This window comes from Fontisubflavum oceani (assembly GCF_030407165.1).
GTDB lineage: Bacteria > Pseudomonadota > Alphaproteobacteria > Rhodobacterales > Rhodobacteraceae > Rhodophyticola > Rhodophyticola oceani.
In genome coordinates this window covers 1,423,172-1,448,162 of sequence record NZ_CP129111.1, presented here as the reverse complement: position 1 = coordinate 1,448,162, position 24,991 = coordinate 1,423,172, and the positions used below count along the sequence as shown (strand labels likewise).

The 24,991-nt window shown below is 58.6% G+C and carries 37 protein-coding genes and 1 pseudogene; 2 read left to right on the top strand and 36 right to left on the bottom strand.

Annotation, left to right across the window (positions count from 1 at the left end):
• Positions 1–209 precede the first annotated feature (209 nt).
• The 28 genes and pseudogenes from QTA57_RS07515 to QTA57_RS07385 all read right to left on the bottom strand — a co-directional run bounded on the left by QTA57_RS07515 (position 210) and on the right by QTA57_RS07385 (position 17,794).
• Entirely contained in the window at positions 210–923 is a 714-nt protein-coding gene (locus tag QTA57_RS07515) for an ATP12 family chaperone protein (protein ID WP_290154320.1), read from the bottom strand.
• Positions 920–1,609, bottom strand: coding sequence for an HAD-IA family hydrolase (locus QTA57_RS07510; protein ID WP_290154319.1), 690 nt, complete (start codon positions 1,607–1,609; stop codon positions 920–922). The genes QTA57_RS07515 and QTA57_RS07510 overlap by 4 nt, the downstream gene beginning before the upstream one ends.
• Complete coding sequence (locus tag QTA57_RS07505; protein ID WP_290154317.1) at positions 1,606–2,655, bottom strand: RluA family pseudouridine synthase; 1,050 nt, start codon at positions 2,653–2,655, stop codon at positions 1,606–1,608. Before QTA57_RS07505 ends, QTA57_RS07510 begins: the two co-directional genes overlap by 4 nt.
• Positions 2,652–3,044 carry a fluoride efflux transporter CrcB gene (gene crcB, locus QTA57_RS07500; protein WP_407933503.1) on the bottom strand — a complete coding sequence of 131 codons (393 nt, stop codon included), beginning with the start codon at positions 3,042–3,044 and terminating at the stop codon, positions 2,652–2,654. Before crcB ends, QTA57_RS07505 begins: the two co-directional genes overlap by 4 nt.
• A gap of 20 nt (positions 3,045–3,064) precedes the next feature.
• On the bottom strand, positions 3,065–4,381 hold the full coding sequence (locus QTA57_RS07495; RefSeq protein WP_290154316.1) for a replication-associated recombination protein A: 1,317 nt from the start codon (positions 4,379–4,381) through the stop codon (positions 3,065–3,067).
• Between the two features lie 82 nt (positions 4,382–4,463).
• Positions 4,464–5,051, bottom strand: coding sequence for an acyl-homoserine-lactone synthase (locus tag QTA57_RS07490; RefSeq protein WP_145215059.1), 588 nt, complete (start codon positions 5,049–5,051; stop codon positions 4,464–4,466).
• Positions 5,052–5,130: 79 nt separating this feature from the next.
• Complete coding sequence (locus QTA57_RS07485) at positions 5,131–5,973, bottom strand: helix-turn-helix transcriptional regulator (RefSeq protein WP_330696784.1); 843 nt, start codon at positions 5,971–5,973, stop codon at positions 5,131–5,133.
• A 102-nt stretch (positions 5,974–6,075) separates the two neighbouring features.
• Positions 6,076–6,495, bottom strand: coding sequence for a 50S ribosomal protein L17 (gene rplQ / locus QTA57_RS07480; protein ID WP_145215057.1), 420 nt, complete (start codon positions 6,493–6,495; stop codon positions 6,076–6,078).
• 126 nt (positions 6,496–6,621) lie between these two features.
• Positions 6,622–7,638, bottom strand: a complete 1,017-nt coding sequence (locus QTA57_RS07475) for a DNA-directed RNA polymerase subunit alpha (protein WP_171561481.1) — start codon at positions 7,636–7,638, stop codon at positions 6,622–6,624.
• A 116-nt stretch (positions 7,639–7,754) separates the two neighbouring features.
• A complete protein-coding gene (gene rpsK, locus QTA57_RS07470; protein WP_145215050.1) occupies positions 7,755–8,144 on the bottom strand; it encodes a 30S ribosomal protein S11 in 390 nt (129 codons plus the stop codon).
• Between the two features lie 12 nt (positions 8,145–8,156).
• Positions 8,157–8,525 carry a 30S ribosomal protein S13 gene (rpsM, locus tag QTA57_RS07465; RefSeq protein ID WP_145215047.1) on the bottom strand — a complete coding sequence of 123 codons (369 nt, stop codon included), beginning with the start codon at positions 8,523–8,525 and terminating at the stop codon, positions 8,157–8,159.
• A gap of 193 nt (positions 8,526–8,718) precedes the next feature.
• Positions 8,719–9,366 (bottom strand): adenylate kinase, encoded by a 648-nt coding sequence (locus QTA57_RS07460; RefSeq protein WP_145215044.1) that lies wholly within the window; start codon positions 9,364–9,366, stop codon positions 8,719–8,721.
• The gene (gene secY / locus QTA57_RS07455; protein ID WP_145215041.1) at positions 9,363–10,730 is read right to left on the bottom strand and encodes a preprotein translocase subunit SecY; all 1,368 of its coding nucleotides are present in this window, start codon (positions 10,728–10,730) and stop codon (positions 9,363–9,365) included. The genes QTA57_RS07460 and secY overlap by 4 nt, the downstream gene beginning before the upstream one ends.
• 130 nt (positions 10,731–10,860) lie before the next feature.
• Positions 10,861–11,335: pseudogene (gene rplO, locus QTA57_RS07450) on the bottom strand (50S ribosomal protein L15).
• Positions 11,336–11,512: 177 nt separating this feature from the next.
• Positions 11,513–11,932, bottom strand: a complete 420-nt coding sequence (locus QTA57_RS07445) for a globin domain-containing protein (RefSeq protein WP_290154314.1) — start codon at positions 11,930–11,932, stop codon at positions 11,513–11,515.
• 136 nt (positions 11,933–12,068) lie between these two features.
• Positions 12,069–12,257: a 50S ribosomal protein L30 gene (rpmD, locus tag QTA57_RS07440; RefSeq protein WP_290154313.1), complete on the bottom strand. Its 189-nt coding sequence runs from the start codon at positions 12,255–12,257 to the stop codon at positions 12,069–12,071.
• 5 nt (positions 12,258–12,262) lie between these two features.
• A complete protein-coding gene (rpsE, locus tag QTA57_RS07435) occupies positions 12,263–12,844 on the bottom strand; it encodes a 30S ribosomal protein S5 (RefSeq protein WP_171561487.1) in 582 nt (193 codons plus the stop codon).
• Positions 12,845–12,967: 123 nt separating this feature from the next.
• Positions 12,968–13,327 carry a 50S ribosomal protein L18 gene (rplR, locus tag QTA57_RS07430; protein WP_171561489.1) on the bottom strand — a complete coding sequence of 120 codons (360 nt, stop codon included), beginning with the start codon at positions 13,325–13,327 and terminating at the stop codon, positions 12,968–12,970.
• Positions 13,328–13,338: 11 nt separating this feature from the next.
• Positions 13,339–13,872: a 50S ribosomal protein L6 gene (gene rplF / locus QTA57_RS07425; protein ID WP_145215026.1), complete on the bottom strand. Its 534-nt coding sequence runs from the start codon at positions 13,870–13,872 to the stop codon at positions 13,339–13,341.
• Between the two features lie 10 nt (positions 13,873–13,882).
• Positions 13,883–14,275 carry a 30S ribosomal protein S8 gene (gene rpsH / locus QTA57_RS07420; protein WP_145215023.1) on the bottom strand — a complete coding sequence of 131 codons (393 nt, stop codon included), beginning with the start codon at positions 14,273–14,275 and terminating at the stop codon, positions 13,883–13,885.
• 14 nt (positions 14,276–14,289) lie between these two features.
• The gene (gene rpsN, locus QTA57_RS07415) at positions 14,290–14,595 is read right to left on the bottom strand and encodes a 30S ribosomal protein S14 (RefSeq protein ID WP_145215020.1); all 306 of its coding nucleotides are present in this window, start codon (positions 14,593–14,595) and stop codon (positions 14,290–14,292) included.
• A 19-nt stretch (positions 14,596–14,614) separates the two neighbouring features.
• Complete coding sequence (gene rplE / locus QTA57_RS07410) at positions 14,615–15,178, bottom strand: 50S ribosomal protein L5 (RefSeq protein WP_171561490.1); 564 nt, start codon at positions 15,176–15,178, stop codon at positions 14,615–14,617.
• On the bottom strand, positions 15,178–15,483 hold the full coding sequence (gene rplX, locus QTA57_RS07405; RefSeq protein ID WP_145215014.1) for a 50S ribosomal protein L24: 306 nt from the start codon (positions 15,481–15,483) through the stop codon (positions 15,178–15,180). Before rplX ends, rplE begins: the two co-directional genes overlap by 1 nt.
• Positions 15,484–15,485: 2 nt before the next feature.
• The gene (gene rplN / locus QTA57_RS07400) at positions 15,486–15,854 is read right to left on the bottom strand and encodes a 50S ribosomal protein L14 (RefSeq protein ID WP_068340767.1); all 369 of its coding nucleotides are present in this window, start codon (positions 15,852–15,854) and stop codon (positions 15,486–15,488) included.
• A gap of 66 nt (positions 15,855–15,920) precedes the next feature.
• On the bottom strand, positions 15,921–16,151 hold the full coding sequence (rpsQ, locus tag QTA57_RS07395; RefSeq protein ID WP_145215008.1) for a 30S ribosomal protein S17: 231 nt from the start codon (positions 16,149–16,151) through the stop codon (positions 15,921–15,923).
• Between the two features lie 4 nt (positions 16,152–16,155).
• Positions 16,156–16,365, bottom strand: coding sequence for a 50S ribosomal protein L29 (gene rpmC / locus QTA57_RS07390; protein ID WP_171561494.1), 210 nt, complete (start codon positions 16,363–16,365; stop codon positions 16,156–16,158).
• Positions 16,366–16,497: 132 nt separating this feature from the next.
• Positions 16,498–16,707: a Fic family protein gene (locus QTA57_RS18570; RefSeq protein ID WP_407933509.1), complete on the bottom strand. Its 210-nt coding sequence runs from the start codon at positions 16,705–16,707 to the stop codon at positions 16,498–16,500.
• 466 nt (positions 16,708–17,173) lie between these two features.
• Positions 17,174–17,794 (bottom strand): TIGR02466 family protein, encoded by a 621-nt coding sequence (locus QTA57_RS07385; RefSeq protein ID WP_290154309.1) that lies wholly within the window; start codon positions 17,792–17,794, stop codon positions 17,174–17,176.
• A 114-nt stretch (positions 17,795–17,908) separates the two neighbouring features.
• On the opposite strand from QTA57_RS07385, the gene QTA57_RS07380 reads away from it, so the two are divergent.
• Positions 17,909–18,892, top strand: a complete 984-nt coding sequence (locus QTA57_RS07380; RefSeq protein ID WP_290154308.1) for an arginase family protein — start codon at positions 17,909–17,911, stop codon at positions 18,890–18,892.
• Between the two features lie 172 nt (positions 18,893–19,064).
• Here QTA57_RS07380 and rplP read toward each other — a convergent pair whose 3' ends face one another.
• From rplP to rplB, 5 genes are read right to left on the bottom strand one after another with little or no spacing between them, the layout of a single operon-like run.
• Positions 19,065–19,478, bottom strand: a complete 414-nt coding sequence (rplP, locus tag QTA57_RS07375) for a 50S ribosomal protein L16 (protein ID WP_145214999.1) — start codon at positions 19,476–19,478, stop codon at positions 19,065–19,067.
• A gap of 12 nt (positions 19,479–19,490) precedes the next feature.
• The gene (gene rpsC, locus QTA57_RS07370; RefSeq protein ID WP_145214996.1) at positions 19,491–20,195 is read right to left on the bottom strand and encodes a 30S ribosomal protein S3; all 705 of its coding nucleotides are present in this window, start codon (positions 20,193–20,195) and stop codon (positions 19,491–19,493) included.
• Positions 20,195–20,575: a 50S ribosomal protein L22 gene (gene rplV / locus QTA57_RS07365; RefSeq protein ID WP_145214993.1), complete on the bottom strand. Its 381-nt coding sequence runs from the start codon at positions 20,573–20,575 to the stop codon at positions 20,195–20,197. The genes rpsC and rplV overlap by 1 nt, the downstream gene beginning before the upstream one ends.
• Positions 20,572–20,850 carry a 30S ribosomal protein S19 gene (rpsS, locus tag QTA57_RS07360; RefSeq protein WP_145214990.1) on the bottom strand — a complete coding sequence of 93 codons (279 nt, stop codon included), beginning with the start codon at positions 20,848–20,850 and terminating at the stop codon, positions 20,572–20,574. Before rpsS ends, rplV begins: the two co-directional genes overlap by 4 nt.
• Positions 20,851–20,853: 3 nt before the next feature.
• Positions 20,854–21,696, bottom strand: coding sequence for a 50S ribosomal protein L2 (rplB, locus tag QTA57_RS07355; RefSeq protein WP_145214987.1), 843 nt, complete (start codon positions 21,694–21,696; stop codon positions 20,854–20,856).
• Positions 21,697–22,275: 579 nt separating this feature from the next.
• On the opposite strand from rplB, the gene QTA57_RS07350 reads away from it, so the two are divergent.
• Complete coding sequence (locus QTA57_RS07350) at positions 22,276–23,097, top strand: Shedu immune nuclease family protein (RefSeq protein WP_290154305.1); 822 nt, start codon at positions 22,276–22,278, stop codon at positions 23,095–23,097.
• Positions 23,098–23,218: 121 nt separating this feature from the next.
• On the opposite strand, the gene QTA57_RS07345 is transcribed toward QTA57_RS07350, so the two are convergent.
• The 3 genes from QTA57_RS07345 to rplC are packed head-to-tail and all read right to left on the bottom strand — an operon-like array spanning position 23,219 to position 24,980.
• Positions 23,219–23,515 (bottom strand): 50S ribosomal protein L23, encoded by a 297-nt coding sequence (locus QTA57_RS07345; RefSeq protein WP_145214981.1) that lies wholly within the window; start codon positions 23,513–23,515, stop codon positions 23,219–23,221.
• Entirely contained in the window at positions 23,512–24,132 is a 621-nt protein-coding gene (gene rplD, locus QTA57_RS07340) for a 50S ribosomal protein L4 (protein ID WP_145214978.1), read from the bottom strand. The genes QTA57_RS07345 and rplD overlap by 4 nt, the downstream gene beginning before the upstream one ends.
• Positions 24,129–24,980: a 50S ribosomal protein L3 gene (gene rplC / locus QTA57_RS07335; protein WP_145214975.1), complete on the bottom strand. Its 852-nt coding sequence runs from the start codon at positions 24,978–24,980 to the stop codon at positions 24,129–24,131. The genes rplD and rplC overlap by 4 nt, the downstream gene beginning before the upstream one ends.
• Positions 24,981–24,991 lie beyond the last annotated feature (11 nt).

Genomic DNA, 24,991 nt, shown 5'->3' with positions numbered 1-24,991 from the left:
TTAAGGACAGTTTCCGATAGCCAAGAGTGCCTTGGCATAGATCATGAGAGGCTTTCACCCCTCTCACTGCCTCTTAATTGGGCAAATATGCCGCGATAGGTCAAGTGTTGGGGCTGCGCTTTCCGTAGGGTTAAGCCATTTCCGACGGCTTGGTTTCAGAAAGCGCTCAAATGCTATGCATCACAAAGGCTTATATGCCATTAGAGCAATCACGCCTCGCCTGACAGCTCCAAGAACCGGGCTGCGTGGAGGAAAGCCTCCTGTTTCTGGGCGGCAAAATCGCGCGCTTCATCGTCATCGCCCCACTGTTCAATCTGCCACAGCTCGTCGATTCGCGACAGCAACCAGCCCTGTTCGGGGGCAATCCGGCCACGGGCAACGGCCAGGGCCAGCACCAGAGACCCAGACAGCGTGACCAGGTCATGCAAAGCGGTCAGGGAGAAGGGCGCAAAACTGGCCACAGCCGCGCCATAGGCCTGGAGACTTGCCTCCGGTTGGTCGGCCGGCAAGACACCTTGTGTGACAACCAGAGGCGCGCCAAAGGTCTCCGCCGCCCAGATCAGGATCGGGTCCCACCCGTCGGCTTGACGGCGGACCAATTCCTCGGGGCTCTCCGCCCGATGACAGAGCAGATCGGTTTCGGCATAGGCCGCCAACATGTCGGCCACAGCGCCATGTTGCGTGGCCACCTTGTCAATAGCCGAGTTGGCGGAGCGGGTGACCGGCATGCTCAGCGGGTCGACCTGGTCTCCCTGCGCGGCCCATTCGGCGGCCATCGCCTCGGCCATGTCACGGGTCGGCAGCACCAGCGCGGATTTGAACGGTGTACGAACGGGCCGGCCATCCAGCGTGACGGAAAACCCGCCTTCGACCTCTGCCACCTCGGCATTGGTCCAGAATCGCTTTACCGCCCACTCGCTCATACCACCCCCCAGATTTGATCCAGCGCCTCGGACAATGCCGCAAAATCCGACAGGATCATCGCCGCCCCCGCCGCCGTCAACGCGTCGGTTTCGTGATATCCCCAATCGACACCAATGGCTTGGATACCGCCCGCGCGACCCATCTCGATATCATAGGTCGTATCACCCAGAATGACTGTGTTTTCCGGCGCCACGCCGGTCTCATCCAAACAGGTGAGCACCATCGATGGGTGCGGCTTGGACGGATGATCATCAGCGACCTGCACCGTATGGAAGAGCGGCCCGAATCCATGCAACTCAAACAGATGGTCCAGCCCGCGCCGGGATTTTCCGGTCGCGATCCCCAGAAACATCTCGTCCTGAGCCGCCAGCGCATGCAAAGCCTCGATCGCGCCCGGAAAAAGCGGCGAGGCCGCCGCCGACTCGCCGCGCTGCCTGAGATCGGCAAAGCTGTTTTTATAGGCCTCGACCAGTTGTGCATTGAGCGCCGCCGAAGCCTCCGGCACCAGCCGCGCCATCGCTTGCGGCAAGGACAACCCAACAATCGAGAGCGTCTGCTCCCGGCTTGGTGGCGTCATATCCAATGCCGCAAAGGCCCAGTTCATTGATGCCAGTATATGCGCCTGGCTGTCGACCAAGGTGCCATCGACGTCGAAAATCACCAGCTTCAAGGGAGTGTCGGTCAAAAGCTATCCTCGTCAAACGGATCGGCGGGCACGTCATTTGCATACCACCCGAGCGTCTCCCAGGTCCGCGCCATATGCTCCGGCAGGGGCGCCACGAGGTTGAGCCGTGCGCCGGTGATCGGATGGGTCAGCGCAAGCGAACGGGCATGCAGATGCAGTTTGCGGCTGATCTCACCACCCAATTGCGCGCCCCAGCCATCGCCAAGGTTCTCTTGCCCTGAGCCGCCATATTTGCCGTCGCCGATAACCGGGTGGCCGATCTCGGCCATATGCGCGCGAAGCTGATGCGTGCGTCCCGTCACCGGCACCAGCGCCACCCAAGCCGCCCGACTGCCGAGATTGCTCAGAACCGCGTAATCGGTTGTCGCGCGTTTGGCATCTGGCGTCCGATCAACCTCATCGGGGTGCAGGCAGAGCATCTTCTCCCCCTCGCCGCCCTTGCCATGGCCCGGCGCCTTCACCAGCCCGAATTTGATTGTGCCCATGCGTGGCAAAGGCGCACCCGCAACAGCGGCCCAGTAGATCTTACGAGTGTCGCGCGCCCGGAACGCTTTGGTCAGCGCCGCGGCGGCCTGCCGTGTGCGGGCCAGAAGCAGAATGCCGGAGGTGTCCTTGTCGAGCCGATGCACCAGACGCGGCTTGTCCTCGAACCCAAAACGCAGCGCCTCCGCCAGCCCATCGACATGCCGGGTCTGTTTGCTTCCGCCTTGGCTCGGCAGGCCCGGTGGCTTGTTCAGCGCAATAAGATGGTCATCACGATAAAGCACCGCCGCTCGCATCATTTCGGCATCCGCGTCGGAGATTTTGCTGCGCGAGACCGCCGGCTGCGGCGCGGCCTGATCCGGGAGAGGCGGAATGCGCACTTTCTGCCCGGCCTCGACGCGCGTGGCGGGTTTCACCCGGCCGCCATCGACCCGGATCTCACCTTTACGACACATCTTTTCGATCCGGCCCTGGCTGATCTGCGGGAACTGTCGCCGAAACCAACGATCCAATCGCTGGTCGCCGTCCCCCGGCGCAACCTCAAGCGTTTGAACACCACTCATGCAAACAGCCCCCGCGCCAGCCACAGGCCCAGAACCAGCCCGAAAATCGACAAACAAACCGATGCCACGACATAGATCACCGCCGACGTCACCTCGCCACGCTCATAGAGTGTCACCGCCTCAAGCGAGAAGGCCGAGAAGGTCGTAAACCCGCCCAGAAGCCCGGTCATCACCAAGGGCGACAAATGGGTCAGCCCGCGATGGGCCGCCGCAACGACGAAAACGCCCATCAGGAACGAGCCCAGGATATTCACACTCAGGATCGCGTACGGAAACGGCGTATGCCCCAGGAGCCGGACGACGCCGATACCGGTCAGATAGCGTAAAACCGCCCCCGCCGCGCCGCCAAGGGCCACCTGAAAAACCGCTGTCATCATGGGGCGGGTCATCGGCGCTTGGGCCGAGCTTGTCAACTGTGCTGACGATCCGCGCGGAGCTTGTTGAAATAGGCCAAGCGCTTGGCCAACTCGCGCTCATATCCGCGCTGCACGGGCTGGTAAAACTGCGCCCGGCCCATCTGGTCCGGGAAGTAGTTCTGACCAGAGAACCCATCTTTCGCATCGTGGTCATAATCGTATCCCGCGCCATAGCCCTGATCTTTCATCAAGTTAGTCGGCGCGTTGAGGATGTGTTTCGGCGGCGGCTTTGATCCGGTGGATTTGGCGGAGCGGCGCGCATCTTTATACGCTACATATGTCGCATTCGATTTCGGCGCGAGGGCGAGGTAGAGCACGGCCTGCGCCAGCGCCAGTTCCCCTTCGGGCGACCCAAGCCGCTCATAGGTTTCCCATGCATCTAGGCAGACCCGCTGCGCTTGCGGCTCGGCGAGACCGATGTCTTCGACTGCCATGCGGGTGATCCGACGGGCCAGAAAACGGGGATCCTCTCCGCCTTCCAGCATCCGGGCCAACCAATAAAGGCTGGCATCAGGGTCCGAGCCCCGCACGGATTTATGCAAAGCCGAGATCAGGTTGTAATGCGCATCGCCGGATTTATCGTATTGCGCCGCGCGGCGTTGCAGCCGGGTGGCCAGTTGATCGACAGTAAGCTGCCCATCCACCTTCCAGGCCGCGACCTGCTCCGCCAGATTGAGGAGCGCGCGCCCATCGCCATCCGCCATCTCAAGAAGCGCCATCCGCGCCTCTGGCCGGAGTGGCATCGGATGGTGCATCTCAAGCTCGGCATGCGCCAAGATCTTTTCCAAGGCGGCCTCGTCCAGCCGGTTCAAGACCAGAACTTGCGCCCGAGAGAGAAGCGCCGCGTTTAACTCAAATGACGGATTCTCCGTCGTGGCGCCAACAAGAAGGATGGTTCCATCTTCCATATGCGGCAGAAACCCGTCCTGTTGCGCTTTATTGAAACGGTGGATTTCATCCACGAACAAAAGCGTGCCTTTGCCATTGGCATGGCGCAGCTTGGCGGCCTCAAAGACTTTGCGCAGATCCGGCACACCGGTGAAAATCGCGCTGATCTGCACAAAATGCAGATCGGTCTCATCAGCCAAAAGCCGGGCAATGGTCGTCTTCCCCACACCGGGCGGCCCCCAAAACACCAGCGACGACAACGCGCCGCTATCGAGCATCACTTTGAGACTGCCCTCTGGGCCAAGCAGATGCTCCTGACCGATCACCTCGGCCAGACTGCGTGGCCGTAGACGATCAGCCAGCGGTCGTGGTCCGGTCCGGACATCGGGGTCAGAGGGGCTGGTGTCAAACAAATCTGCCATCCCCCCTATCTAAGGGGGGACGGGCGGGTGCATAGACCCCGCCCATCGCAGGTTTCTGCGCGTTGAATGTGATCGGGCCATCTCAGTGCATCTTCGAAGCCATCGACACGAAGTAGCAGCGGTGTGCCACACCACCGATCTTCATAATCGGGCCACCTGGCTCCATCGAGATACCCAGTCGGCGGCCAAGGCGCGGGATACCGATCGGCAAAAGACCCAAAAGCATCGTCGCCCCCAATGCGCGCGCGGACCGCACCATGTGCCCCATCAGAGACATCTGAACATCCCGACGGATGTCGGTGCTGACCCCTTCGGCGACGAAAAGACGGTTTGCATCCCAGATATGCGCGGCAATCGGGGCGGGATCATCAAGCAGATTCGAAGGGATTTCCTCCAGCAAACCGCGCTGCGCATCCCTCACCATGTAAGAATAAATGCCACACCGGGCCGTCGTCGGGGTCAAACGAACGCCTGCAAGCACTTTGCCGTTCTCATGAACACAAACCCACCGGCTTTGCGGGGTATCATATTGATCGAACTCCATGCCATCGGCATTCGGCAGATCCCAGTGCATGTGTTCGATGAACTTGTTGTGCCGGGCGCGCAGCATATTGGTGAACAGGTCACCATGATTGTGGATATTGTCGAAAGACAGGGTGGTAGACTGCATAGATTTGCCTCCTTCGGCTCGGGTTAAGAAACTTTCCCCGCGGAGGATCACGCCAGCGGCTCACCATGTATCCTGTCTTTCAAATCAAGCCATATTCCTTTGCGCGCTGGACAGCCTCGGCCGTTGTTCGGGCCATAAGCTTCTGACGAGCAGAGGTCAGACGTGCTTTGAAAGCACTTTCAGAAATGCCAAGTTTGGCGGCGGCAGCTGCATGGCGGTCCCCTTCCGCGATACATCTCAAAGCTTCGATCTGCGCATTCGACAGTTTTGTCGGCGGCACAGACAGATCGTGCATGCGCTGCACGATCTTATGGACGTGTTCCATTTCCTCCTGTGTGTATTCGCGGTCGGGGCGCGTGGCCCCGGCGATCGTCCGCGAAGACAACGGGCCGATCGAACAGATCATCCCGTAGTGCATTCCATACTCCGCCGACTCTTTCAGAATTCCAAACGGGTCCGGCAAACCGATCTCGCTCCACCGGCGCACGCCCGTATGGCTGAGCCCCCAAGCCAAAGTCGGATCTCGAAGCCCATAGACCTTGGCCGTATAAATCTCCTGCCACTCTTCGGGATATGTGTTCACCATGATCAGCGGCGACACGTACCGAATATGCAAACCGACAGCGTAGCCCCCAGGCGTCGCCAGAGAGAGTTCATGCAAAAGCAGGTCGAGTGCAGGCGTTTTAGACATTGAACCGACAAAAAGACATGTCTTTTTAGACAGGTTGCCAGAAACAGGGTCAACAATAAACTCTGAGCCCTCTGGACTAAAGGTGAGCGGTATGTCGGAAAAGATCGAACCAGATCTTTTTGCGCGTTTGATGGGATTGTCACAGCCCGCGCGCAATGACCTTCTTGAGTTTTTGGGTGAAACGCCTGTTGCGGAGGCCGAATTGGAACGACTTATCCAAGATGTGGCCAATCGGGATACGCCCCCGAAAGCCGCGTTAAAGCCCTCTTAAACAAAAAACCCCGCCATTCAGCGGGGTTTCATTTTTTTTAAACTGTGTCTCAAATGCGGCGGTTAGTCGTCCGCCGCTTCTTCGGCTTCAACGCGCGCACGGTCGCCTGCGCCTTTGGCATCCACATCGCGATCAACGAACTCGATGATCGCCATCGGCGCCATATCGCCATAGCGGAAACCCGCCTTCAGAACCCGGACATAGCCGCCCTGACGCTCTGCATAGCGCGGGCCCAGAACCTCGAACAGTTTTGCCACATAAGCATCCTGTTTCAGTTGGGCCGCAGCTTGCCGGCGGGCGTGCAAATCGCCGCGTTTGCCAAGGGTGATCAGCTTCTCAACAATGGGCCGTAGCTCTTTGGCTTTCGGCAGAGTCGTCTTGATTTGCTCATGTTCAATGAGCGAGCCAGCCATATTCGCAAAGAGCGCCTTGCGGTGCTCGTGGGTGCGGTTCAGGCGGCGGTAGCCTCGTGCGTGACGCATGTCATTTACTCCGTTTTATGCTTTGTCTGGGGCCCCATGCGTGCGGGGCCCTCTCCTTGGGGCATCATGCCCAGATAGTCCCCGCATCTATGCGGGCATTTAAAGCTCCGAAGCGCCTATCGCGCCTCAGAAGTTGTCTTCGTATTTCTTGGCCAAGTCCTCGATATTATCGGGCGGCCAGTCAATGATATCCATGCCCAGGTGCAGGCCCATGCCCGACAGCACTTCCTTGATCTCGTTCAAGGATTTGCGGCCAAAGTTCGGGGTGCGGAGCATCTCGGCTTCGGTCTTCTGGATCAGATCACCGATATAGACGATGTTGTCGTTCTTCAGGCAGTTGGCCGAACGAACCGACAGTTCCAACTCGTCCACTTTCTTCAGAAGCAGCGGGTTGAACTCCAGATCGTCCTCGTCATCCTGACGGCTGGCGCTTTCCGGCTCATCGAAGTTCACGAAGATCGACAGCTGGTCCTGAATGATCCGCGCGGCATAGGCCACAGCATCATCCGGGGTCACCGAGCCATCGGTTTCCAGTTTCAACGTCAGCTTGTCATAGTCGAGCACTTGGCCCTCACGGGTCGGCTGCACATCATAGCTGACCTTCTTGACCGGCGAATAGATCGCATCGATCGGGATCAGGCCAATCGGCGCATCCTCGGGGCGGTTCTTGTCGGCGGCGACATAGCCTTTCCCGGTGCTGATGGTCAGCTCCATGTAGAGATCGGCGCCATCATCCAAGTGGCAGATCACATGCTCTTTGTTCAGCACTTCGATGCCAGCGGATTCCGAAATGTCACCCGCAGTAACAACCTTCGGACCTTTCGCCGTGATCGACACGCGCTTGGGCCCATCGGTTTCCATCCGGATCGCCACGCCTTTGAGGTTCAGAACCACATCGGTCACGTCTTCCCGCACACCGGCAATGGACGAGAATTCGTGCAAAACATTGTCGATTTGCACCGAGGTGATTGCAGCACCCTGCAGCGAGCTCATCAGCACGCGGCGCAGGGCGTTGCCGAGCGTCAGGCCAAAGCCCCGCTCCAACGGTTCGGCCACAACGGTCGCCTGACGCGCGGGTTCATTGCCCGGGTTCACAACCAATTGGGTCGGCTTAATAAGTTCTTGCCAGTTTTTATGGATCATGGTGTCGCCTCCATTCTTGTTCAGGGCCTGGATCCGTGGCTCTGAACGCTCGAGGATCAAAAATGACAGCAACGGGCCACGCGGAATGCCGCAGCCCGTCGCGAGTAAATCATACGTTAAACGCGGCGGCGTTTCGGCGGGCGGCAGCCGTTATGGGCCATCGGGGTCACATCGCGGATCGACGTGATCGAGAAGCCAACGGCGGCCAGCGCACGAAGCGCGGACTCGCGGCCCGAACCCGGGCCTTGAACTTCAACCTCAAGGGTCTTCACACCATGTTCCTGAGCTTTCTTGCCGGCATCTTCAGCGGCCATCTGCGCCGCATAGGGCGTGGATTTCCGCGAGCCTTTGAAGCCCATCGTCCCGGCGGAGGACCAGGAAATCGCGTTGCCCTGCACATCCGAGATCAGGATTTTGGTGTTGTTGAACGAGCTGTTCACATGCGCCACACCTGCGGCGATGTTCTTGCGCTCTTTACGCTTGGTCCGTGTCTTATCGCGTGCCATCGATCTGCCCCCTTACTTCTTCTTGCCGGCAATGGCCTTTGCGGGGCCTTTGCGGGTGCGCGCGTTGGTATGGGTGCGCTGACCGCGCACGGGCAGGTTCCGACGATGACGCAGACCGCGATAGCAGCCCAGGTCCATCAAACGTTTGATGTTCATCTGCGTGTCGCGGCGCAGGTCACCTTCAACGGTGAAGTTCGCGTCGATATGTTCGCGGATTTGCAGAACTTCGGCATCCGACAGCTCATTGACCCGGCGCGACGTGTCAATGCCAACGGCTTCGCAGATCTGTGCGGCCGAGGTATGTCCAATTCCGGTGATATAGGTCAGCGCGATCGGTACGCGCTTGGCGGTGGGGATGTTCACCCCGGCAATACGTGCCACGTATCGTTTCCTTCTTCGTTGCGGTTCCGTGGTTCCAGAACCTTTTTTCACAACATAAGGCCCGAGGATGCAGTCCTGCGGGCCCTGTCATATCTGGTCAGGCATTTACGACATAGGAGCGTCGAGGAATACCTATCGATTCCCTAAGGAAGGCTTGCACCTAAGATCATTTGGCGCAGTCGTCAAGAGTGTTTTACGGGGTGTCAAGTGTTTCCTTGATCGACGCCGCAACCTCATCAATCTCGCCCAGGCCCGGCACCCATCTAAGCTGCCCCTTGGCGTGGTAATACCCGATCAGCGGCGAGGTCTTTTTGTAATATTCCATCAGCCGGGTTTTGAGGCTTTCCTCATTGTCGTCGGCCCGGCGTTTGAAGTCAGACGCGCCGCAGTTCGAGCACTTTCCATCAGCCGGGATCGGCTTGGTAATGTCGTTATAGACTTCGCCGCAACTGCCGCAGGTCGCACGTGCTGTGATCCGCTGAACCAACGCGTCATCATTCACTTCCATGGCGACCACGTGATCGAGGCTTTGGCCGTTGCGCTCTAACAAGTCTGCCAGCGCATCGGCCTGACCAAGCGTGCGCGGGAATCCATCGAAGATCACCCCGCCGCCGATATCGCCTTGCAGCTTTTCCTCGATCAACCCGATAACGATCTCATCGGTGACCAACTCGCCCGCATCCATAATCGCGGCGACCCGCTGGCCCATCTCCGTTCCTGAGGTCCGTGCCTCGCGCAGCATGTCTCCGGTGCTCAACTGCACCATGCCGCGCTCTTCCACCAGCCGGCGGGCTTGCGTGCCCTTACCGGCGCCTGGCGGCCCCAGAAGTATGATGTTCATCGACGTGCTGGTCCCTTCCGTGCAGTGCCTCGGCCTTTCTTGCCGCGCAGCTGCGATTTCTCAATCAGCCCCTCATATTGATGGGCCAAGAGATGAGACTGGATTTGTTGCACAGTGTCCATCCCCACCGAGACGATAATCAGGATCGAGGTGCCGCCGAAATAGGCCGTAATTGCCAGTTCAGTCCGCACGATCTCTGGCAGAAGACAAACCAGCGCCAGATAGCCCGAGCCCAGAACCAGGACACGATTGACGACGTATTCCAGGTATTCCGAGGTCTTCTTGCCCGGCCGAATACCGGGGATGAACCCGTTCTGGTTCTTCAGGTTATCGGCCACGTCATCGGTCTTGAACGACACGTTCAGCGTATAGAAATACGTGAAGAAGATGATCATCGAGGCAAAGAACAACAGATAGAGCGGTTGCCCCGGCCCAAAATTCGCCAGAATCCAGGCCATCACTGGGCCAGAGGCCTCAGTGCCCGAGAAGGTCGAGAGCGTCGTCGGCAACAAAAGGAGCGATGACGCAAAGATCGCAGGGATCACACCGGCCGGGTTGACCTTGACCGGCAAATGGCTGGTGCCGCCGTCATAGACCTTCATCCCCACCTGACGACGCGGATATTGGATATGAATCTTCCTAAGCGATCGCTCCATGAAGACCACGAAGGTCAGTGTCGCCAAGAGCATGAAGATCACCCCTAGGATCACCGGCGTCGCCAATGCGCCCTGGCGGCCTTGCTCAAAGAACTGCGCCAAAGCGGCGGGAAGTTCGGCGATAATGCCAACGAAGATGATCAGCGAGATGCCGTTGCCGATGCCGCGCGCGGTGATCTGCTCACCCAGCCACATCAGGAACATCGTGCCACCGACCAGCGTAATCACACATGCGGCGCGGAAGAACCAACCCGGGTCAGTCACCAAGCCACCGGATTCAAGCGACACGGCAATACCGTAAGCCTGGAACGTCGCCAAAACCACGGTACCATACCGGGTATATTGGTTCAGCTTCTTGCGACCGGACTCGCCCTCTTTCTTCAACGCTTCAAGCTGCGGCACCATCGCCGCCATCAGCTGCACGATGATCGAGGCCGAGATATAGGGCATGATCCCGAGCGCGAAGACGCCCATGCGAGACAGCGCCCCGCCGGTGAACATGTTGAGCACGCCGCCCAAACCCGCCGCCGCATCGTCGAAGAACCGTTGTAGCTCGACACCATCAATCCCCGGCACAGGGATATAGGTACCAATCCGGTAGATGATCAGAAGACCAATCGCGAACAAGATACGCTGGCGGAGTTCGGTCGCTTTGCCGAACGCGCTCCAGCTCATGTTCGCTGCCATTTGCTCTGCCGCAGATGCCATGCTGTCTCTCTTATGCATTGCGCCGCGAGATCGGGGTTCGATCGCGCGGCGCGGAAAAAACCTTGGGGCTAGATGTAAGGGGCGGGCCCGCCCCCACAACCGTCTAAAAGGTCACGAACCCTTTAACGGGTTATTCCGCCGCAGGAGCCGCCGCCACGGTGAGGCTGCCACCGGCTTTCTCAACCGCTTCAACGGCCGCTTTCGACGCGCCAGTCACGGACAGCTTCCAGTTTGGACGTAACCTCACCCTTCGCCAGAACGCGCACGCCATCAAGCTTGCGACGGATGATGCCAGCCTCGAGCAGCGTATCCTCAGTAATGTCTTTCTTCGCGTCCAGCTTGCCGGCTTCGACGAATTTCTCGATCAGGCCCAGATTGACCACCGCGAATTTCTTCCGGTTCGGCTTGTTGAAGCCACGCTTGGGCAAACGCTGATAGAGTGGCATTTGGCCACCCTCGTAGCCATTGATCGCCACACCCGAACGGGATTTCTGACCTTTGATCCCGCGACCGGCGGTCTTACCAGTGCCAGAGCCGGGGCCACGGCCCACGCGCTTGGCTTTCTTGGTTGCGCCGGGATTATCGCGCAATTCATGCAATTTCATATCGCTTCTCCTTAGCCGGAACTGCCCCCGAAGCGAGATGGACAGACGCGGCGTTTCTTGATGTTTGAGTCGGGTCTTCGGAAGACCACTGGCGGCGTATAGACGGGCGTTATCAGGTTTTCAAGTGAGTATGTGGGGTGGGCAGGGGAAGACGGGACGCTGCGCGATCCGATGGCATCATACCTCGATCCCTCCCCGCCGGATCATATTGCGGCTCACTTCTGCATAGGCCTTGCGCCAAGCCTGCTCTAGTTCTGGCGTGAAACCCTCCCCCAATGCGTTCCGCATCGTGTCAATCAGCGCCTCCTCCATCGGCGCGAAGTCGCCCGCATGCACGCCCAAGATCGCGTGGCTTCGACCAAGGCTCTGATACTGGCTGGCGAGGTGCTCTTCATCGTCCAGTTTCTGCACGATCACATCGAGCGTGGTCATGAACTTCATCCCCTGCCCGGTCAGGTCGTCACGGAACATCTTGCGCAGCTCTGGAGCTCGGCGAAACAGCGCATCATAGAAATAGGTTGAGTGCGCTTCGAAATCCTTGCGCAGGCGGCCCAGACTGTCCCGCACCATCTCGAGTTCGGCAGATGTAAGGGACATTGACGCCTCCATTAGTTGCGTCAAACAAGTATATCACAGAATCATCGGAAACGAGCAGACACCCCAAACCCGGCAAAAAGAAAACGCCCCGGCGTTGCCACCGGAGCGTCTCGTATTCCCTCGAAAACCTCGGCTCTTAGCCGCGCTCTTCGATGATCTCCACCAGATGCGGGATATTGCGGACCATGCCGCGCACGGCGGGGGTGTCCTCAAGCTCGCGAGTCTTGTGCATTTTGTTCAGGCCCAGGCCGATCAGCGTCTGGCGCTGCTTTTCCGGGCGGCGGATCGGCGAACCGATCTGTTTCACAACAATGGTTTTTGCCATGGGTCTCAGGCCTCCTCAGCCGCAGTCTCGGCTGCCGGTGCTTCATCCCGCTTAGGCAGGATGTCAGCAACCTTTTTGCCGCGACGTGCCGCAACCTGACGCGGAGAGGACTCTTTCTTGAGACCGTCCAGCGTGGCGCGGATCATGTTATAGGGGTTCTGTGACCCGGTCGATTTCGAGACCACGTCTTTCACGCCCAGCATCTCAAATACGGCCCGCATCGGACCACCGGCGATGATCCCGGTTCCTTCCGGTGCCGTCCGCATGACGACTTTGCCTGCGCCATGACGGCCCAACATGTCGTGATGCAGTGTCCGGCCCTCTTTCAGAGGCACGCGGATCAACTGACGTTTGGCCTGCTCGGTTGCCTTGCGGATCGCCTCGGGCACCTCTTTGGCTTTGCCCTTGCCGAAGCCCACACGGCCCCGCTGATCGCCCACAACCACCAAAGCGGCGAAGCCAAAGCGCTTACCACCTTTCACGGTTTTGGACACACGGTTGATCGCAACCAGACGGTCGGCGAATTCCGGCGTTTCCTCTTCGCGGTTGCGGCCGCGGCCACGCCCTCGGTTTTCACGTTCTGCCATGAGCGGCATCCTTTCCTAGCGGCGCACTCCGCGCCTTGATCTCCGATCGCAGTGGGCACATTGCCCCCCGATCATCGAGGCGGCGCGAACGCCGCCTACATTTGCTTGGACCCTGAACGGGTCTTAGAACTTCAGACCACCTTCACGCGCCGCGTCGGCCAGAGCCTTCACTTTGCCGTGGAAGAGGAACCCGCCGCGGTCGAAATAGCAGTCTTCGACACCGGCTTTCTTGGCGCGCGCGGCAATCGCCTCACCCACCTTGGTGGCCGCTTCGACATTGTTCTTGCCGACGACGCCCAGATCCTTCTCCAGCGAGGAGGCCGAGGCGAGCGTCACGCCGTTCACATCGTCGATCAGCTGCACGCTGATGTTTTTGTTGGAACGGTGCACAGACAGGCGCGGACGCCCATCTGCCGTTTTCCGCAATTTGTTCCGAACGCGCAGGCGGCGTTTCTGGAACAGAACTCGTTTGCTGTTTGCCATTGTTCGCGCCCTTACTTCTTCTTGCCTTCCTTGCGGAAGATATACTCGCCCTTATAGCGAATGCCCTTGCCCTTATAAGGTTCTGGCTTCCGCCACTCGCGGATGTTGGCCGCGACTTGGCCGACGAGTTGCTCATCATTGCCTTCGATGATCACTTCGGTGACTTTCGGTGCCGTCACGGTCACACCGGCCGGCACTTCGAAGTTCACTTCATGGGACAGGCCAAGCGACAGTTTCAGGGTGTTGCCCTGCATCTGCGCCCGATAGCCCACACCCTGGATCTCAAGCTCTTTCTTGAACCCGTCGGTCACGCCGGTGACCAGGTTCTGCACCATCGTGCGGCTCATGCCCCACTGCTGCCGGGCACGTTTCGACTTGCCGCGCGGGGTCACCGTCACAGCGTTGTCTTCCACGGCCAGGGTCACATCATCGGTTGCGGTGAAGCTGCGGGCGCCTTTCGGGCCTTTCACTTCAATCGTCTGACCCGAGATCGACGCTTCGACGCCAGAGGGAAGATCAACCGGCTTTTTGCCAATACGAGACATCGTTCCCTCCTTAGAATACGGTGCAAAGCACTTCGCCGCCGACATTGGCGTTGCGTGCATTTGCATCCGACATCACGCCCTTGGACGTGGAGATAATCGACACACCCAGACCCTGACGGACCTGCGGAATGTCACCCACACCCATATAGACGCGGCGACCGGGTTTGGAGACCCGCTTCAACTCGCGAATAACGGGCTCACCCTCGTAGTATTTCAGGCTAATCTCGATAGCCGGATGACCATCGGCCCCAGTTACCTTTTCATAGCCGCGGATGTAGCCTTCGTCGGCCAACACATCCAGAACCCAGGCCCGCAGTTTGGAGGCGGGCGTCATCACCGTGGATTTACCGCGCATCGAAGAGTTGCGGATCCGGGTGAGCATGTCTGCGATAGGATCAGTCATAATCTATATCTCCCCTACCAGCTCGACTTGACCATGCCGGGGATCTGACCATTGGAGGCCAAATCACGCAGCTTGATCCGCGACATTTTCAGCTTGCGGTAATACGCCTTGGGGCGTCCGGTCAGCTGGCAACGGTTGTGCAACCGGGTGGCAGAGCTGTTGCGCGGCAGTTTCGCCAGCTTCAGGCGGGCCTTGAAACGCTCTTCCATCGGTTTGGTTTCATCATTCGCGATTTCTTTCAGCGCCGCGCGCTTGGTGGCGTATTGTGCCACCAGCTTCTGACGCTTCAATTCGCGTTCGATCATTGCTTTTTTTGCCATGGTCTCTTCTCTCCCGCGCTCAGCTGTTGAAAGGCATGTTGAAAGCTTTCAACAGCGCCTTCGCTTCCGCGTCGGTGTTCGCGGTGGTGGCAATGACAATATCCATCCCCCAGACCTCATCGACCTTGTCGAAATTGATCTCTGGGAACACGATGTGCTCTTTCATACCCATGGCGTAGTTGCCACGGCCATCAAACGACTTGCCGGATACGCCGCGGAAGTCGCGGACGCGCGGCAAGGCGATTGTGATCAAGCGGTCCAGGAATTCATACATCCGATCGCCGCGCAGCGTGACCTTGGCGCCAAGCGGCATCTCTTCACGGACCCGGAAACCCGCGATGGATTTCTTGGCCTTGGTCACAACGGCCTGCTGACCGGCGATGGCGGTCAGATCTTCCTGAGCGGATTTGACCTTCTTGCTGTCACGGACGGCTTCTGCACCAGCACCAATGTTCAGAACGATCTTGTCCAGACGCGGCGCCATCATCGGGTTGGCATAGCTGAACTCTTCGATCAGCGCCGGTTTGATGGTCTCGGCATACAGCGCCTTGAGACGCGGGGTATAGTTTGCAGTGTCCAACATCAGATCACGTCCCCCGTGGTCTTGGCGAAGCGCACTTTTTTACCGTCTTCGATTTTGAAGCCGACGCGGGTGGCTTTGCCATTGGCGTCCAGAAGCGCCAAGTTGCTCAACTGGATCGGCATCGCCTGAGGGATGCGACCGCCCTGGCTGGCCTGGCTTTGCTTGGTGTGACGGATGGCGATGTTGATCCCATCCACGACGGCCTTGCCGGATTTCGGGTCAACAGACGAAATCTCGCCCTCTTTGCCCTTATCCTTGCCGGCCAATACGACGACCTTGTCGCCCTTTTTTAGTTTAGCAGCCATCTTCAGAGCACCTCCGGCGCAAGCGAGATGATTTTCATGAAGTTCTTGCCACGCAACTCGCGCACAACCGGCCCGAAAATCCGGGTGCCGATCGGCTCGTTGTTGTTGTTGAGAATCACGGCGGCGTTCCGATCAAAGCGGATCGCAGTACCGTCTTCGCGGCGGACTTCCTTGGCGGTGCGCACGACGACGGCCTTACGGACATCGCCCTTCTTCACGCGACCACGTGGGATGGCTTCCTTCACGGACACTACGATCACGTCACCGACGCTTGCGTATTTCCGCTTGGACCCACCCAAGACCTTGATGCACTGAACACGGCGCGCGCCGCTATTGTCAGCAACATCCAGATTGGTCTGCATCTGGATCATTTGGTTTCTCCCGACCTTTGGGGACCTTCCGCCCCAGGGTTTCGCTCAAACCGGGTGTGCTTGCCCTTAGGAGGCAAGCACCTCCCAGCGTTTGGATTTCGAGACAGGGGCACATTCCTGAATACGGACGGTGTCGCCTACCTTGAACGTGTTCTCCGGATCATGCGCCCGATACTTCTTGGACTTCCGGATGGTCTTCTGCATGACCGGGTGCTTGAAGCGACGCTCCACGGAGACGGTCACGGTCTGTGCATTGGCGTCGCTGGTCACGGTGCCTGTCAAAATGCGTTTGGGCATAGTCTCAGGCCTCCGACTTGGCAGCGTCTGCCGCTTTTTGGTTCAGAATGGTTTTCACCCGCGCGGCGCCCCGACGGACCTCGCGCATACGGGCGGTGTTTTCCAGCGCACCAGTGGCTTGCTGGAAGCGGAGGTTGAAGGCCTCCTTCTTCAGCTGGACGAGCTCCTCACGAAGCTGATCCGGCGTCTTGTCACGCAGTTCTTGGGCGTTCATCGCCTGATCTTCCTTTCAACATCACCAGACGGCCCCGCTCAGGGTCACCGTGATTCTGGTGGAGGTGGTGAATGAGGGGTGCGTATAGGGCTTAGCGCACATGTTGCCAAGCATAAACTTCGACAGACTGCACTAGGGCTTTACAAGCCGTTCAGAAAACCAAGTCCGCAAGACCTCATACCCAACTAATCCAGACGCGACAGCCACAACAAGATCATCGATTGGCTCCTCATCTGGGATGTCCAAACGATAATCACTTCTTGCAATCAGAACTTCCGTCAATAACCATGCCGTTCGTTTGTTTCCGTCGACGAACCCGTGGTTCCCAACCATGCTGTGCAACAACGCCGCAGATTTTGCCGCAATAGGACGATGGTAACCCGAGTATGGCCTGGCTAACGCAGACTCGATTAGGTGTAAGCTCGAAATTCCGGAACGCCCGCCATACCTCAACGCCTCGTCGTGCGCCTCAAGCGCATCAGCAAGAGTTACACGATAATGTCGCTTACCTATCTGCCAAGCGCTTCAAAGCGTTGCCACGCTTTTCCGAAGCCTCCTTGACCACTTCGCCAGTCTTAGCACTTCGGTTGGACTTCGAGGTCCCGCTCACAACAGATACAAAACGTCCCGACACTGTGTGACGCGCCACCCAGCCACCCTTGACCTTCTCTTTTTTAATTGAGTTTGCCATGTTGCCAACCTGTTATCTCATCCGCATGAGATGGGTTGCATCCTTTCAAAAAACAACCGAATTCATCAACCGCATGTTGCAAAGTATACGCCAAGACAGTCAACTAGCTAGAGAACATTACCCCCACCCATAAAAACTGACACTCACCCGATCATCCTCCGCCATATTCATCGGCACCTCATGCCGCAGCCAGCTTTCCCAGAGCAGCACATCCCCGACCTCGGGCGCCACATAGATGAAACTGTGCAACTCCTCGCGCGCCTCGGGCAGCCGGGTCGGGGCGGCCATCATCATCGCTGAGCGCGGGTCTTCGAATTTGATCGCGCTGGCGCCTTCGGGCACGGCAACATAAGTCGTGCCGCTGATCACCGAATGCGGGTGGATATGGGAGGTATGGATACCGCCCTCGGGCAGGATATTGATCCAGAGACTATCGAGTTTCAGCTTCTTCTCACCCAGATCAAACTCCAGATCCTTAGCAAAGGCTTTCACATGTTTGTCGAGCGTCTTTTTCAGGTCCTTGAAGATCGGAAACCGCCAGGGCAGATCGGTGAGCGAGGCGTAGCTCGTATAGCCCGCATAGCCATTCTCAACGCACCAGTCCTGCCCCGCCGCGTCATCCTCAGCAATCGACAGGCAAGACGCCTCCAATTCATCGGGGTCGATGGAGGTCTTGCCCAACTCGGACAAGCGGGCGTGATAGAGGCGGGTCACGAAGAGAGATTTGATCTGGGACATGGCGCCTGAATAGCCGAGCCATCACCAATTGGCGAGAGGCGCGAATGCCTTGCTCGAACAGGCCGGCAACCCTAACGTTCGGGCTCTGATACGAGGCACCAGAAAGGCGCGGACATGGCGGATCAACATCTCACCTCGATGATGGACAATCTCTATTGGTGGGGCATCCCGACGATGTTCCGCTGCCCAAACGCCTCGGCGGAGGGGGCCGATATTGCGCTGGTCGGCGTGCCGCATTCCACCGGCAACGGCACCACCGAGCGGGATCAACACCTTGGCCCCCGGGCGCTCAGAAACGTCTCGGCCGTGTCGCGCCGGGTGCATGGGGCCTTCGGGATCGACCCATGGGCGGCGGCAAAGATCGTCGATGTCGGCGATGTGCCCCTGCCGCGCGCGAACGACAACGAGGCCTGCATCGCCGACATCACCGCCTTCTACAAGGAAATCGACGCCGCGGGCGCACGCCCCGTTTCCGTGGGTGGCGATCACTCCATCACCGGCGGCATTGTCCAAGCCCTTGGGCGGGGTCAGATCGCGGACGGTGAGCCGGTTTGTTTCCTCCATCTTGACGCACACACAGATGTCTTCACCAAGGTGGATCATTTCCTGGGCGCAAAGAAATCGGCCGCGCATTGGGGCGCCTATCTGGCCGATCAGGGTCAGATTGACCCGCATCACTCGATGCAAATCGGGCTTCGCGGTCATCCGCGCACGATCGATTGGCTGCAACCGTCTTATGACTATGGCTACAACGTCGTGACCATGGCCGAGTTCCGCAGCCGTGGCTTGGCGGATGTGGTGGCGCAGATCAAAGAGGTTTTGGCCGGGCGACCCGTCTATATCACCTTCGATCTGGATTGCCTCGACCCGACGATCGCCCCCGGCGTGTCAAACCTGGAACCCGGAGAAAAGGGCTTCGACATCGACGAGGCGGTGGCGCTTTTGCGCGCGGTGCGCGGCATGAATATCATCGGCGGCGACATTGTCTGCATGATGCCGACGAAAGACAGCCCGAACCAAATCACGGCGCTGACCGCAACGGCGGTGATGTTCGAGATGATCTCGATGATTGCGGAGATGACTCGAACGGGCGAATGATCTCGCACAGTGCCGCATTGAGATGGCCAAACTACCCACTAAAAAGAGATAACCCCCGCCCAGTTCCGGGACGAGGGTTACCAAATTCTCAGCCTGAGTCAGGCTCGGACGATTTTTCGAAAATCGCCTACACCTCACTGGCAGGAAAACACGGGAACGCGTTTTCCGCCGTTTACCAGTCTTCGCGAACGACCGTACGGGTCTTGACCGGCAGCTTCATCGCGGCGAGGCGCAGAGCTTCGCGGGCGACGGGCTCCGACACGCCGTCGATCTCGAACATGATCCGACCCGGCTTCACTTTGCAGGCCCAATAGTCGACCGAACCCTTACCTTTACCCATCCGCACTTCGGTGGGCTTAGAGGTCACCGGCACGTCAGGGAAAATCCGGATCCAGACCCGGCCTTGACGTTTCATGTGACGGGTCATGGCGCGACGGGCGGCTTCGATCTGACGCGCGGTGACACGCTCAGGCTGAAGCGCCTTCAGACCATAGGTGCCGAAGGTCAGGTCAGACCCACCCTTCGCTTCACCTTTGATCCGGCCTTTGAACTGTTTGCGGAACTTTGTGCGCTTTGGTTGCAGCATCTCATCTACTCCTTAGCGGTCGCGGCGGGGGCGCGGGCCACCACCTTCCTGGAGCTCCTGGTGCTTACGATCACGAGCCGACGGGTCGTGCTCCATGATCTCACCTTTGAAGATCCAGACTTTGATGCCGATGATACCATAGGCGGTTTTGGCTTCTGCGTGTGCGTAATCGATATCCGCGCGGAGCGTGTGCAGCGGCACCCGGCCCTCACGATACCATTCCGTCCGTGCAATCTCGGCACCGCCAAGGCGGCCCGCGACATTCACCCGGATGCCGAGCGAGCCCATACGCATGGCGTTCTGAACCGAGCGCTTCATCGCGCGACGGAACGACACCCGACGCTCAAGCTGCTGCGCGATGCTCTCGGCCACCAATGCGGCGTCCAGCTCGGGCTTGCGCACCTCGACGATGTTCAAATGTAGTTCGCTCTCGGTCATCGCGGCAAGTTTCCGGCGCAGCGTTTCGATATCCGCACCTTTCTTACCGATGATGACACCCGGGCGCGCTGTGTGGATCGTGACGCGGCACTTGCGGTGCGGACGCTCGATGATCACACGGGACACACCCGCCTGCTTGCATTCTTCGTTGATGAATTCGCGCATACGGATGTCTTCCAACAGAAGATCACCGTAATCTTTGGTATCGGCATACCAGCGGCTGTCCCAGGTGCGGTTCACCTGCAGGCGCATGCCAATCGGATTGACCTTATGACCCATTACGCTTGCTCCTCGACCTGGCGGACCGTGATGGTCAGCTCGCTGAACGGCTTGATGATGCGGCCAAACCGGCCCCGAGCCCGCGGACGTCCGCGTTTCAGGGTCAGGTTCTTGCCGACATAAGCTTCGGCAACGACCAACTCATCCACATCCAGGTTATGGTTGTTTTCGGCATTGGCGATGGCGGACTGAAGGCATTTCTTCACATCCACGGCGATCCGCTTTTTCGAGAAGGTCAGATCGGCCAGCGCCTTCTCCACCTTCTTGCCACGGATCATCTGCGCCACAAGGTTCAGCTTCTGCGGGCTTGTGCGCAGCATGCGGGACTTTGCCATCGCCTCATTCTCCGCCACGCGGCGGGGGTTCTTATCCTTGCTCATTTGCGTTTCGCCTTCTTGTCGGCGGCGTGACCGTAATAGGTCCGCGTGGGCGAGTATTCCCCGAACTTCTGACCGATCATCTCTTCGGTGACGTTCACGGGGATATGCTTCCGACCGTTATAGACACCGAAGGTGAGGCCCACGAACTGGGGCAGGATGGTGGAGCGACGCGACCAGATCTTGATGACCTCGTTGCGGCCGCTCTCGCGGGAGGCTTCGGCCTTCTTGAGGACATAGCTGTCGACAAAAGGACCCTTCCAAACAGAACGCGACATGCTTTAGCGCCCCTTCTTCTTGGCGTGACGCGAGCGGATGATCAGCTTCGACGACGCTTTGTTCTTGTTCCGGGTCCGGGCCCCTTTGGTGGGCTTGCCCCAAGGCGACACGGGGTGACGACCGCCAGAGGTCCGGCCTTCACCACCACCATGGGGGTGATCGACAGGGTTCATCACAACACCGCGCACAGAGGGGCGGATGCCCTTATGACGGTTGCGGCCCGCTTTACCGAGGTTCTGGTTCGAGTTGTCGGGGTTCGAGACCGCGCCAACCGTGGCCATGCATTCCTGACGCACCAGACGCAGCTCGCCCGAGGAGAGCCGGATCTGCGCGTAGCCACCGTCACGACCCACAAACTGAGCATAGGTGCCTGCGGCGCGGGCGATCTGGCCGCCCTTGCCGGGCTTCATCTCGATATTGTGGATGATCGTGCCGATCGGCATACCCGAGAACGGCATCGCGTTGCCCGGTTTGATATCGGCCTTGGCCGACGCGATCACCTTGTCGCCAATCGCCAGACGCTGCGGCGCCAGGATATAGGCCTGCTCGCCATCTTCATATTTGATCAGGGCGATAAACGCGGTCCGGTTCGGGTCATATTCGATCCGCTCGACGGTTGCCGCGACATCCATCTTGTTCCGCTTGAAATCGACGATGCGATAGAGGCGTTTCGCCCCACCGCCCTTGCGACGCATCGTGATCCGTCCGGTATTGTTCCGGCCGCCATTCTTGGTCAAACCCTCGGTGAGGGACTTGACCGGACGACCTTTCCAAAGCTCCGAACGGTCGATCAGCACCAGCCCACGCTGGCCCGGCGTCGTCGGCTTATACGACTTGAGTGCCATGCTTTCTGTCTTCCGTTTGCTTTGCGGGAGGTTGATCCCGTCTCTTGATGTATAGGGCCCCGGAGGTCCCTGAATTTGGAGGTCTTTCAACCAAAAGCAGAACCCCGGACGAATCCGGGGCCTTGCCGATGGGGTCTGTTAAGGGATGGGGGAGTGGGGGTCAAGCGACATAGGTTCAATGGACGGTAAACACTGGTGAAACCTTGCATCCATCGAGTTTGTCGGGGCTATTATGCTTAGACATGGATGACGCCGACTACTTTAAGCTACGCAAAGCAGGAAAGACCTACATTTCAAGGGTCTTCTCTTACGATGAGAGATCTACAGAACGCTTGCGGCAAGTTCGCATGGTATTTGAAGGCTCGGATAGTGTTCATTTGGGTGAGATTGAAGGTGCTCTCTGCCTTCGCCTGACCGGCCAAAAGCGTAAGACACAGGTCACCGCAGTCGTTTCGCAGGATGATAGGCACATACGACGCCTAACCTAACCTTCAGACTTTTCAATCGCGAGTCGGAGACTGGATCCAAGCTCATGAAAAGGAGGAGTTCACGTTTAGGCAAGACGAGTTCTCCCGCCTCTTGTCGTTTTTGAAGCAAATTGAGTTCATCAACCTCTCAAACGAAGATAACTTCCAAGTTGAGGACATTTCTACCCAAGCCGGACCCAAGGCAATAATCGATGCGGTCGACAGAGGCATAGTCGAACGGATCAGAGGTATGACTGAAACTCAGCGAGACGCCGTTTTGCTGGCACTCAAGGACTCCCTTACCGCTGAAGACATCAATACGCTTCTCGGCAGGAGGCAGGGTTTAGACGAATTCCAATCGCATATTAACGCCAGCGATTGGGGCGAGGCGGATTGGCAAGACTTTTTTGATCGTGAGCAGTGGGTTTTTGGGTATGGCTTAGATTACCGCATATTGAGGCAGTTCGACCGCGAGATGGTTGTTGGCAGCTCTGGAACCGATAATAAAAACAAACCCATCGTTGACTTTCTTGGTACGTTTACTGACTACACTGTGCTGGTTGAGATCAAACGCCCCGACACGAAGATATTCAGGCCGAGCAGAGGGGGTCGGGCCGGGACGTGGGATTTCAGCCCAGAGTTCACCAGTGCGGTCTCTCAAATCCTCGAGCAGAAAGCCGAATGGCTATCTTTCGCGCAAACCGGCGATCACTGGAACAAGGCGGGCACATCGAAGCTCAAAGCTCGAACCAGAAATGCAAAGTCGATCCTTGTTATTGGAACACGCGATGAGTTTGCGACAGCGGATGACGAAAGATCACGACAGATAATGCAGGATACTTTCGAGCTGTTTCGGTTAGAGAATAGAACCATCGAGATCCTGACGTTTGACGAGTTGCTAGAAAGAGCCAAGTTCATCACTCGAAGCGACTGAGCTTCGTCGGCGATATGGACAACGAACCCAATTCAGTTCTGGCGCCAAGACAAACCTAAAAGATTGAAGCCCCGACCGCTCACGCAGCCGGGGCTTCAATCTTCACACCTGATCCGGAAAATCAGAGACCAGTGCTCACATCGATCGTGTTGCCCTCTTCGAGAGTCACATAGGCTTTCTTGACGTCCTTGCGGCGGCCGAGTTGTCCCCGGAACCGCTTGGATTTGCCTTTGGTGATCGTCGTGTTGACCGCTTTGACCTTTACGCCAAAGAGGGTTTCAACCGCCTCTTTGATCTGCGGTTTGTTCGCGTCGATCGCCACTTCGAAGACCACGGCGTTCTGTTCGGACGCCATGGTGGCTTTCTCGGTGATGACCGGCTTGCGGATCACGTCGTAATGGGATGCGTCTGCGCTCATTTCAGGCGAGCCTCCAGTGCTTCGACACCCGCTTTGGTGAGCACCAACGTGTCACGCTTGAGGATGTCATAGACATTTGCGCCCATCGACGGCAGCACATCGAGACCTTCGATGTTGCGTGCGGCCATAGCGAAGTTTTCATTCACCTCGGCCCCGTCGATGATCAGCGCGCGTTTCCAGCCCAGGTCTTTGACCTGCTTGGCCAGCGCGCTGGTCTTGGGTGCGTCCAAATCGGCGTTGTCGATCACGACCAGCGAGCCTTCCGCCATCTTCGCCGAAAGCGCGTGCTTCAGGCCCAGTTTGCGGAACTTCTTGGTCAGATCATGGCCGTGGCTGCGGACAACCGGGCCCTTATAGACACCACCGCCGCGGAAGATCGGCGCAGAGCGCGCACCGTGGCGAGCGCCGCCGGTGCCTTTCTGGCGATAGATCTTCTTGGTCGAATAGCTGACCTCGGACCGGGTCTTGACCTTATGGGTGCCGGCCTGCGCGTTGTTGCGCTGCCAGCGGACCACACGGTGCAGAATGTCGGCACGCGGCTCCAGGCCGAAGATGTCTTCGCCCAGATCGACGGAACCGGCTTTCTTGCCGTCCAGTTTGATCACGTCGAGTTTCATTCCTCACCGTCCTTCTTCTCGGCGTCCTCGGCAGGTGCCTCGGTTGCGGTGTCGGCTTCTGCGGCTTCCATCGCAGCCTGTTCCGCTTCTGCGGCAGCAGCAGCGGCAGCTTCGGCTTCCGCAGCAGCGGCGGCGGCGGCTTCCTCTGCGGCCTTTTCAGCTTCCTCAGCAGCCGATTTCAGCGCGGCAGGCAGAATAGCATTCTCAGGGAACGGTTTTTTCACCGCATCCTTGATCGTCACCCAGCCCCCTTTGGACCCGGGAACAGCGCCTTTGATCATGATCAGGCCACGGTCTGCATCGGTGCGCACAACCTGCAGGTTCTGCGTCGTCACCTTGGCAGCCCCCATGTGCCCGGCCATTTTCTTGCCTTTGAAGACGCGGCCTGGGTCCTGACACTGACCGGTCGAACCGTGCGAGCGGTGAGAGATCGACACACCGTGAGACGCCCGAAGACCCCCGAAGTTGTGCCGCTTCATCGCGCCGGCGAAACCTTTACCGATCGAGGTGCCAGAGACATCCACGAACTGGCCTTCAAAGTAGTGATTGGCGGTGATTTCTTCACCCACGCCGATCAAGTTCTCAGCGGCCACGCGGAACTCAGCCACCTTGCGCTTCGGCTCCACCTTGGCGGCCGCGAAATGGCCGCGCATCGGGGCGCTTGTACGTTTGGCTTTGGCCGTGCCAGCGCCAAGCTGAACCGCCGAATAGCCATCCTTCTCAGGCGTCCGCTGTGCCACCACTTGCAATTTATCCAGTTGCAGAACGGTCACCGGAACCTGGCGGCCATCCTCCATGAACAGGCGGGTCATCCCCACCTTTTTCGCGATCACTCCAGAGCGCAACATATCCGTCACCC

Excerpts from the sequence above, each read along its gene's own strand:
- rpsC (WP_145214996.1), bottom strand. The coding sequence starts at position 20,195 with ATGGGTCATAAGGTCAATCCGATTGGCATGCGCCTGCAGGTGAACCGC.
- rpsN (WP_145215020.1), bottom strand. The coding sequence starts at position 14,595 with ATGGCAAAAAAAGCAATGATCGAACGCGAATTGAAGCGTCAGAAGCTG.
- rplC (WP_145214975.1), bottom strand. The coding sequence starts at position 24,980 with ATGTTGCGCTCTGGAGTGATCGCGAAAAAGGTGGGGATGACCCGCCTG.
- QTA57_RS07380 (WP_290154308.1), top strand. The coding sequence starts at position 17,909 with ATGGCGGATCAACATCTCACCTCGATGATGGACAATCTCTATTGGTGG.
- rplN (WP_068340767.1), bottom strand. The coding sequence starts at position 15,854 with ATGATCCAGATGCAGACCAATCTGGATGTTGCTGACAATAGCGGCGCG.
- rplB (WP_145214987.1), bottom strand. The coding sequence starts at position 21,696 with ATGGCACTCAAGTCGTATAAGCCGACGACGCCGGGCCAGCGTGGGCTG.
- rplF (WP_145215026.1), bottom strand. The coding sequence starts at position 13,872 with ATGTCTCGTATTGGCAAAAAGCCGGTTGATCTTCCCTCTGGCGTCGAA.
- rplX (WP_145215014.1), bottom strand. The coding sequence starts at position 15,483 with ATGGCTGCTAAACTAAAAAAGGGCGACAAGGTCGTCGTATTGGCCGGC.
- QTA57_RS07505 (WP_290154317.1), bottom strand. The coding sequence starts at position 2,655 with ATGAGTGGTGTTCAAACGCTTGAGGTTGCGCCGGGGGACGGCGACCAG.
- QTA57_RS07460 (WP_145215044.1), bottom strand. The coding sequence starts at position 9,366 with ATGAACATCATACTTCTGGGGCCGCCAGGCGCCGGTAAGGGCACGCAA.
- rpsK (WP_145215050.1), bottom strand. The coding sequence starts at position 8,144 with ATGGCACGCGATAAGACACGGACCAAGCGTAAAGAGCGCAAGAACATC.
- secY (WP_145215041.1), bottom strand. The coding sequence starts at position 10,730 with ATGGCATCTGCGGCAGAGCAAATGGCAGCGAACATGAGCTGGAGCGCG.
- rpmD (WP_290154313.1), bottom strand. The coding sequence starts at position 12,257 with ATGGCAAAAACCATTGTTGTGAAACAGATCGGTTCGCCGATCCGCCGC.
- QTA57_RS07385 (WP_290154309.1), bottom strand. The coding sequence starts at position 17,794 with ATGTCCCAGATCAAATCTCTCTTCGTGACCCGCCTCTATCACGCCCGC.
- rpsQ (WP_145215008.1), bottom strand. The coding sequence starts at position 16,151 with ATGCCCAAACGCATTTTGACAGGCACCGTGACCAGCGACGCCAATGCA.
- rplR (WP_171561489.1), bottom strand. The coding sequence starts at position 13,327 with ATGGCAAACAGCAAACGAGTTCTGTTCCAGAAACGCCGCCTGCGCGTT.
- QTA57_RS07475 (WP_171561481.1), bottom strand. The coding sequence starts at position 7,638 with ATGATCCATAAAAACTGGCAAGAACTTATTAAGCCGACCCAATTGGTT.
- QTA57_RS07515 (WP_290154320.1), bottom strand. The coding sequence starts at position 923 with ATGAGCGAGTGGGCGGTAAAGCGATTCTGGACCAATGCCGAGGTGGCA.
- rplE (WP_171561490.1), bottom strand. The coding sequence starts at position 15,178 with ATGTTGGACACTGCAAACTATACCCCGCGTCTCAAGGCGCTGTATGCC.
- rpsH (WP_145215023.1), bottom strand. The coding sequence starts at position 14,275 with ATGACTGATCCTATCGCAGACATGCTCACCCGGATCCGCAACTCTTCG.
- QTA57_RS07445 (WP_290154314.1), bottom strand. The coding sequence starts at position 11,932 with ATGTCCCTTACATCTGCCGAACTCGAGATGGTGCGGGACAGTCTGGGC.
- crcB (WP_407933503.1), bottom strand. The coding sequence starts at position 3,044 with ATGACCCGCCCCATGATGACAGCGGTTTTTCAGGTGGCCCTTGGCGGC.
- rplV (WP_145214993.1), bottom strand. The coding sequence starts at position 20,575 with ATGAGCAAGGATAAGAACCCCCGCCGCGTGGCGGAGAATGAGGCGATG.
- rpsE (WP_171561487.1), bottom strand. The coding sequence starts at position 12,844 with ATGGCAGAACGTGAAAACCGAGGGCGTGGCCGCGGCCGCAACCGCGAA.
- rplP (WP_145214999.1), bottom strand. The coding sequence starts at position 19,478 with ATGCTGCAACCAAAGCGCACAAAGTTCCGCAAACAGTTCAAAGGCCGG.
- QTA57_RS07490 (WP_145215059.1), bottom strand. The coding sequence starts at position 5,051 with ATGCAGTCTACCACCCTGTCTTTCGACAATATCCACAATCATGGTGAC.
- rplD (WP_145214978.1), bottom strand. The coding sequence starts at position 24,132 with ATGAAACTCGACGTGATCAAACTGGACGGCAAGAAAGCCGGTTCCGTC.
- rplQ (WP_145215057.1), bottom strand. The coding sequence starts at position 6,495 with ATGCGTCACGCACGAGGCTACCGCCGCCTGAACCGCACCCACGAGCAC.
- rpsS (WP_145214990.1), bottom strand. The coding sequence starts at position 20,850 with ATGTCGCGTTCTGTTTGGAAGGGTCCTTTTGTCGACAGCTATGTCCTC.
- QTA57_RS07495 (WP_290154316.1), bottom strand. The coding sequence starts at position 4,381 with ATGGCAGATTTGTTTGACACCAGCCCCTCTGACCCCGATGTCCGGACC.
- rpmC (WP_171561494.1), bottom strand. The coding sequence starts at position 16,365 with ATGAACGCCCAAGAACTGCGTGACAAGACGCCGGATCAGCTTCGTGAG.
- QTA57_RS07345 (WP_145214981.1), bottom strand. The coding sequence starts at position 23,515 with ATGAGCGCAGACGCATCCCATTACGACGTGATCCGCAAGCCGGTCATC.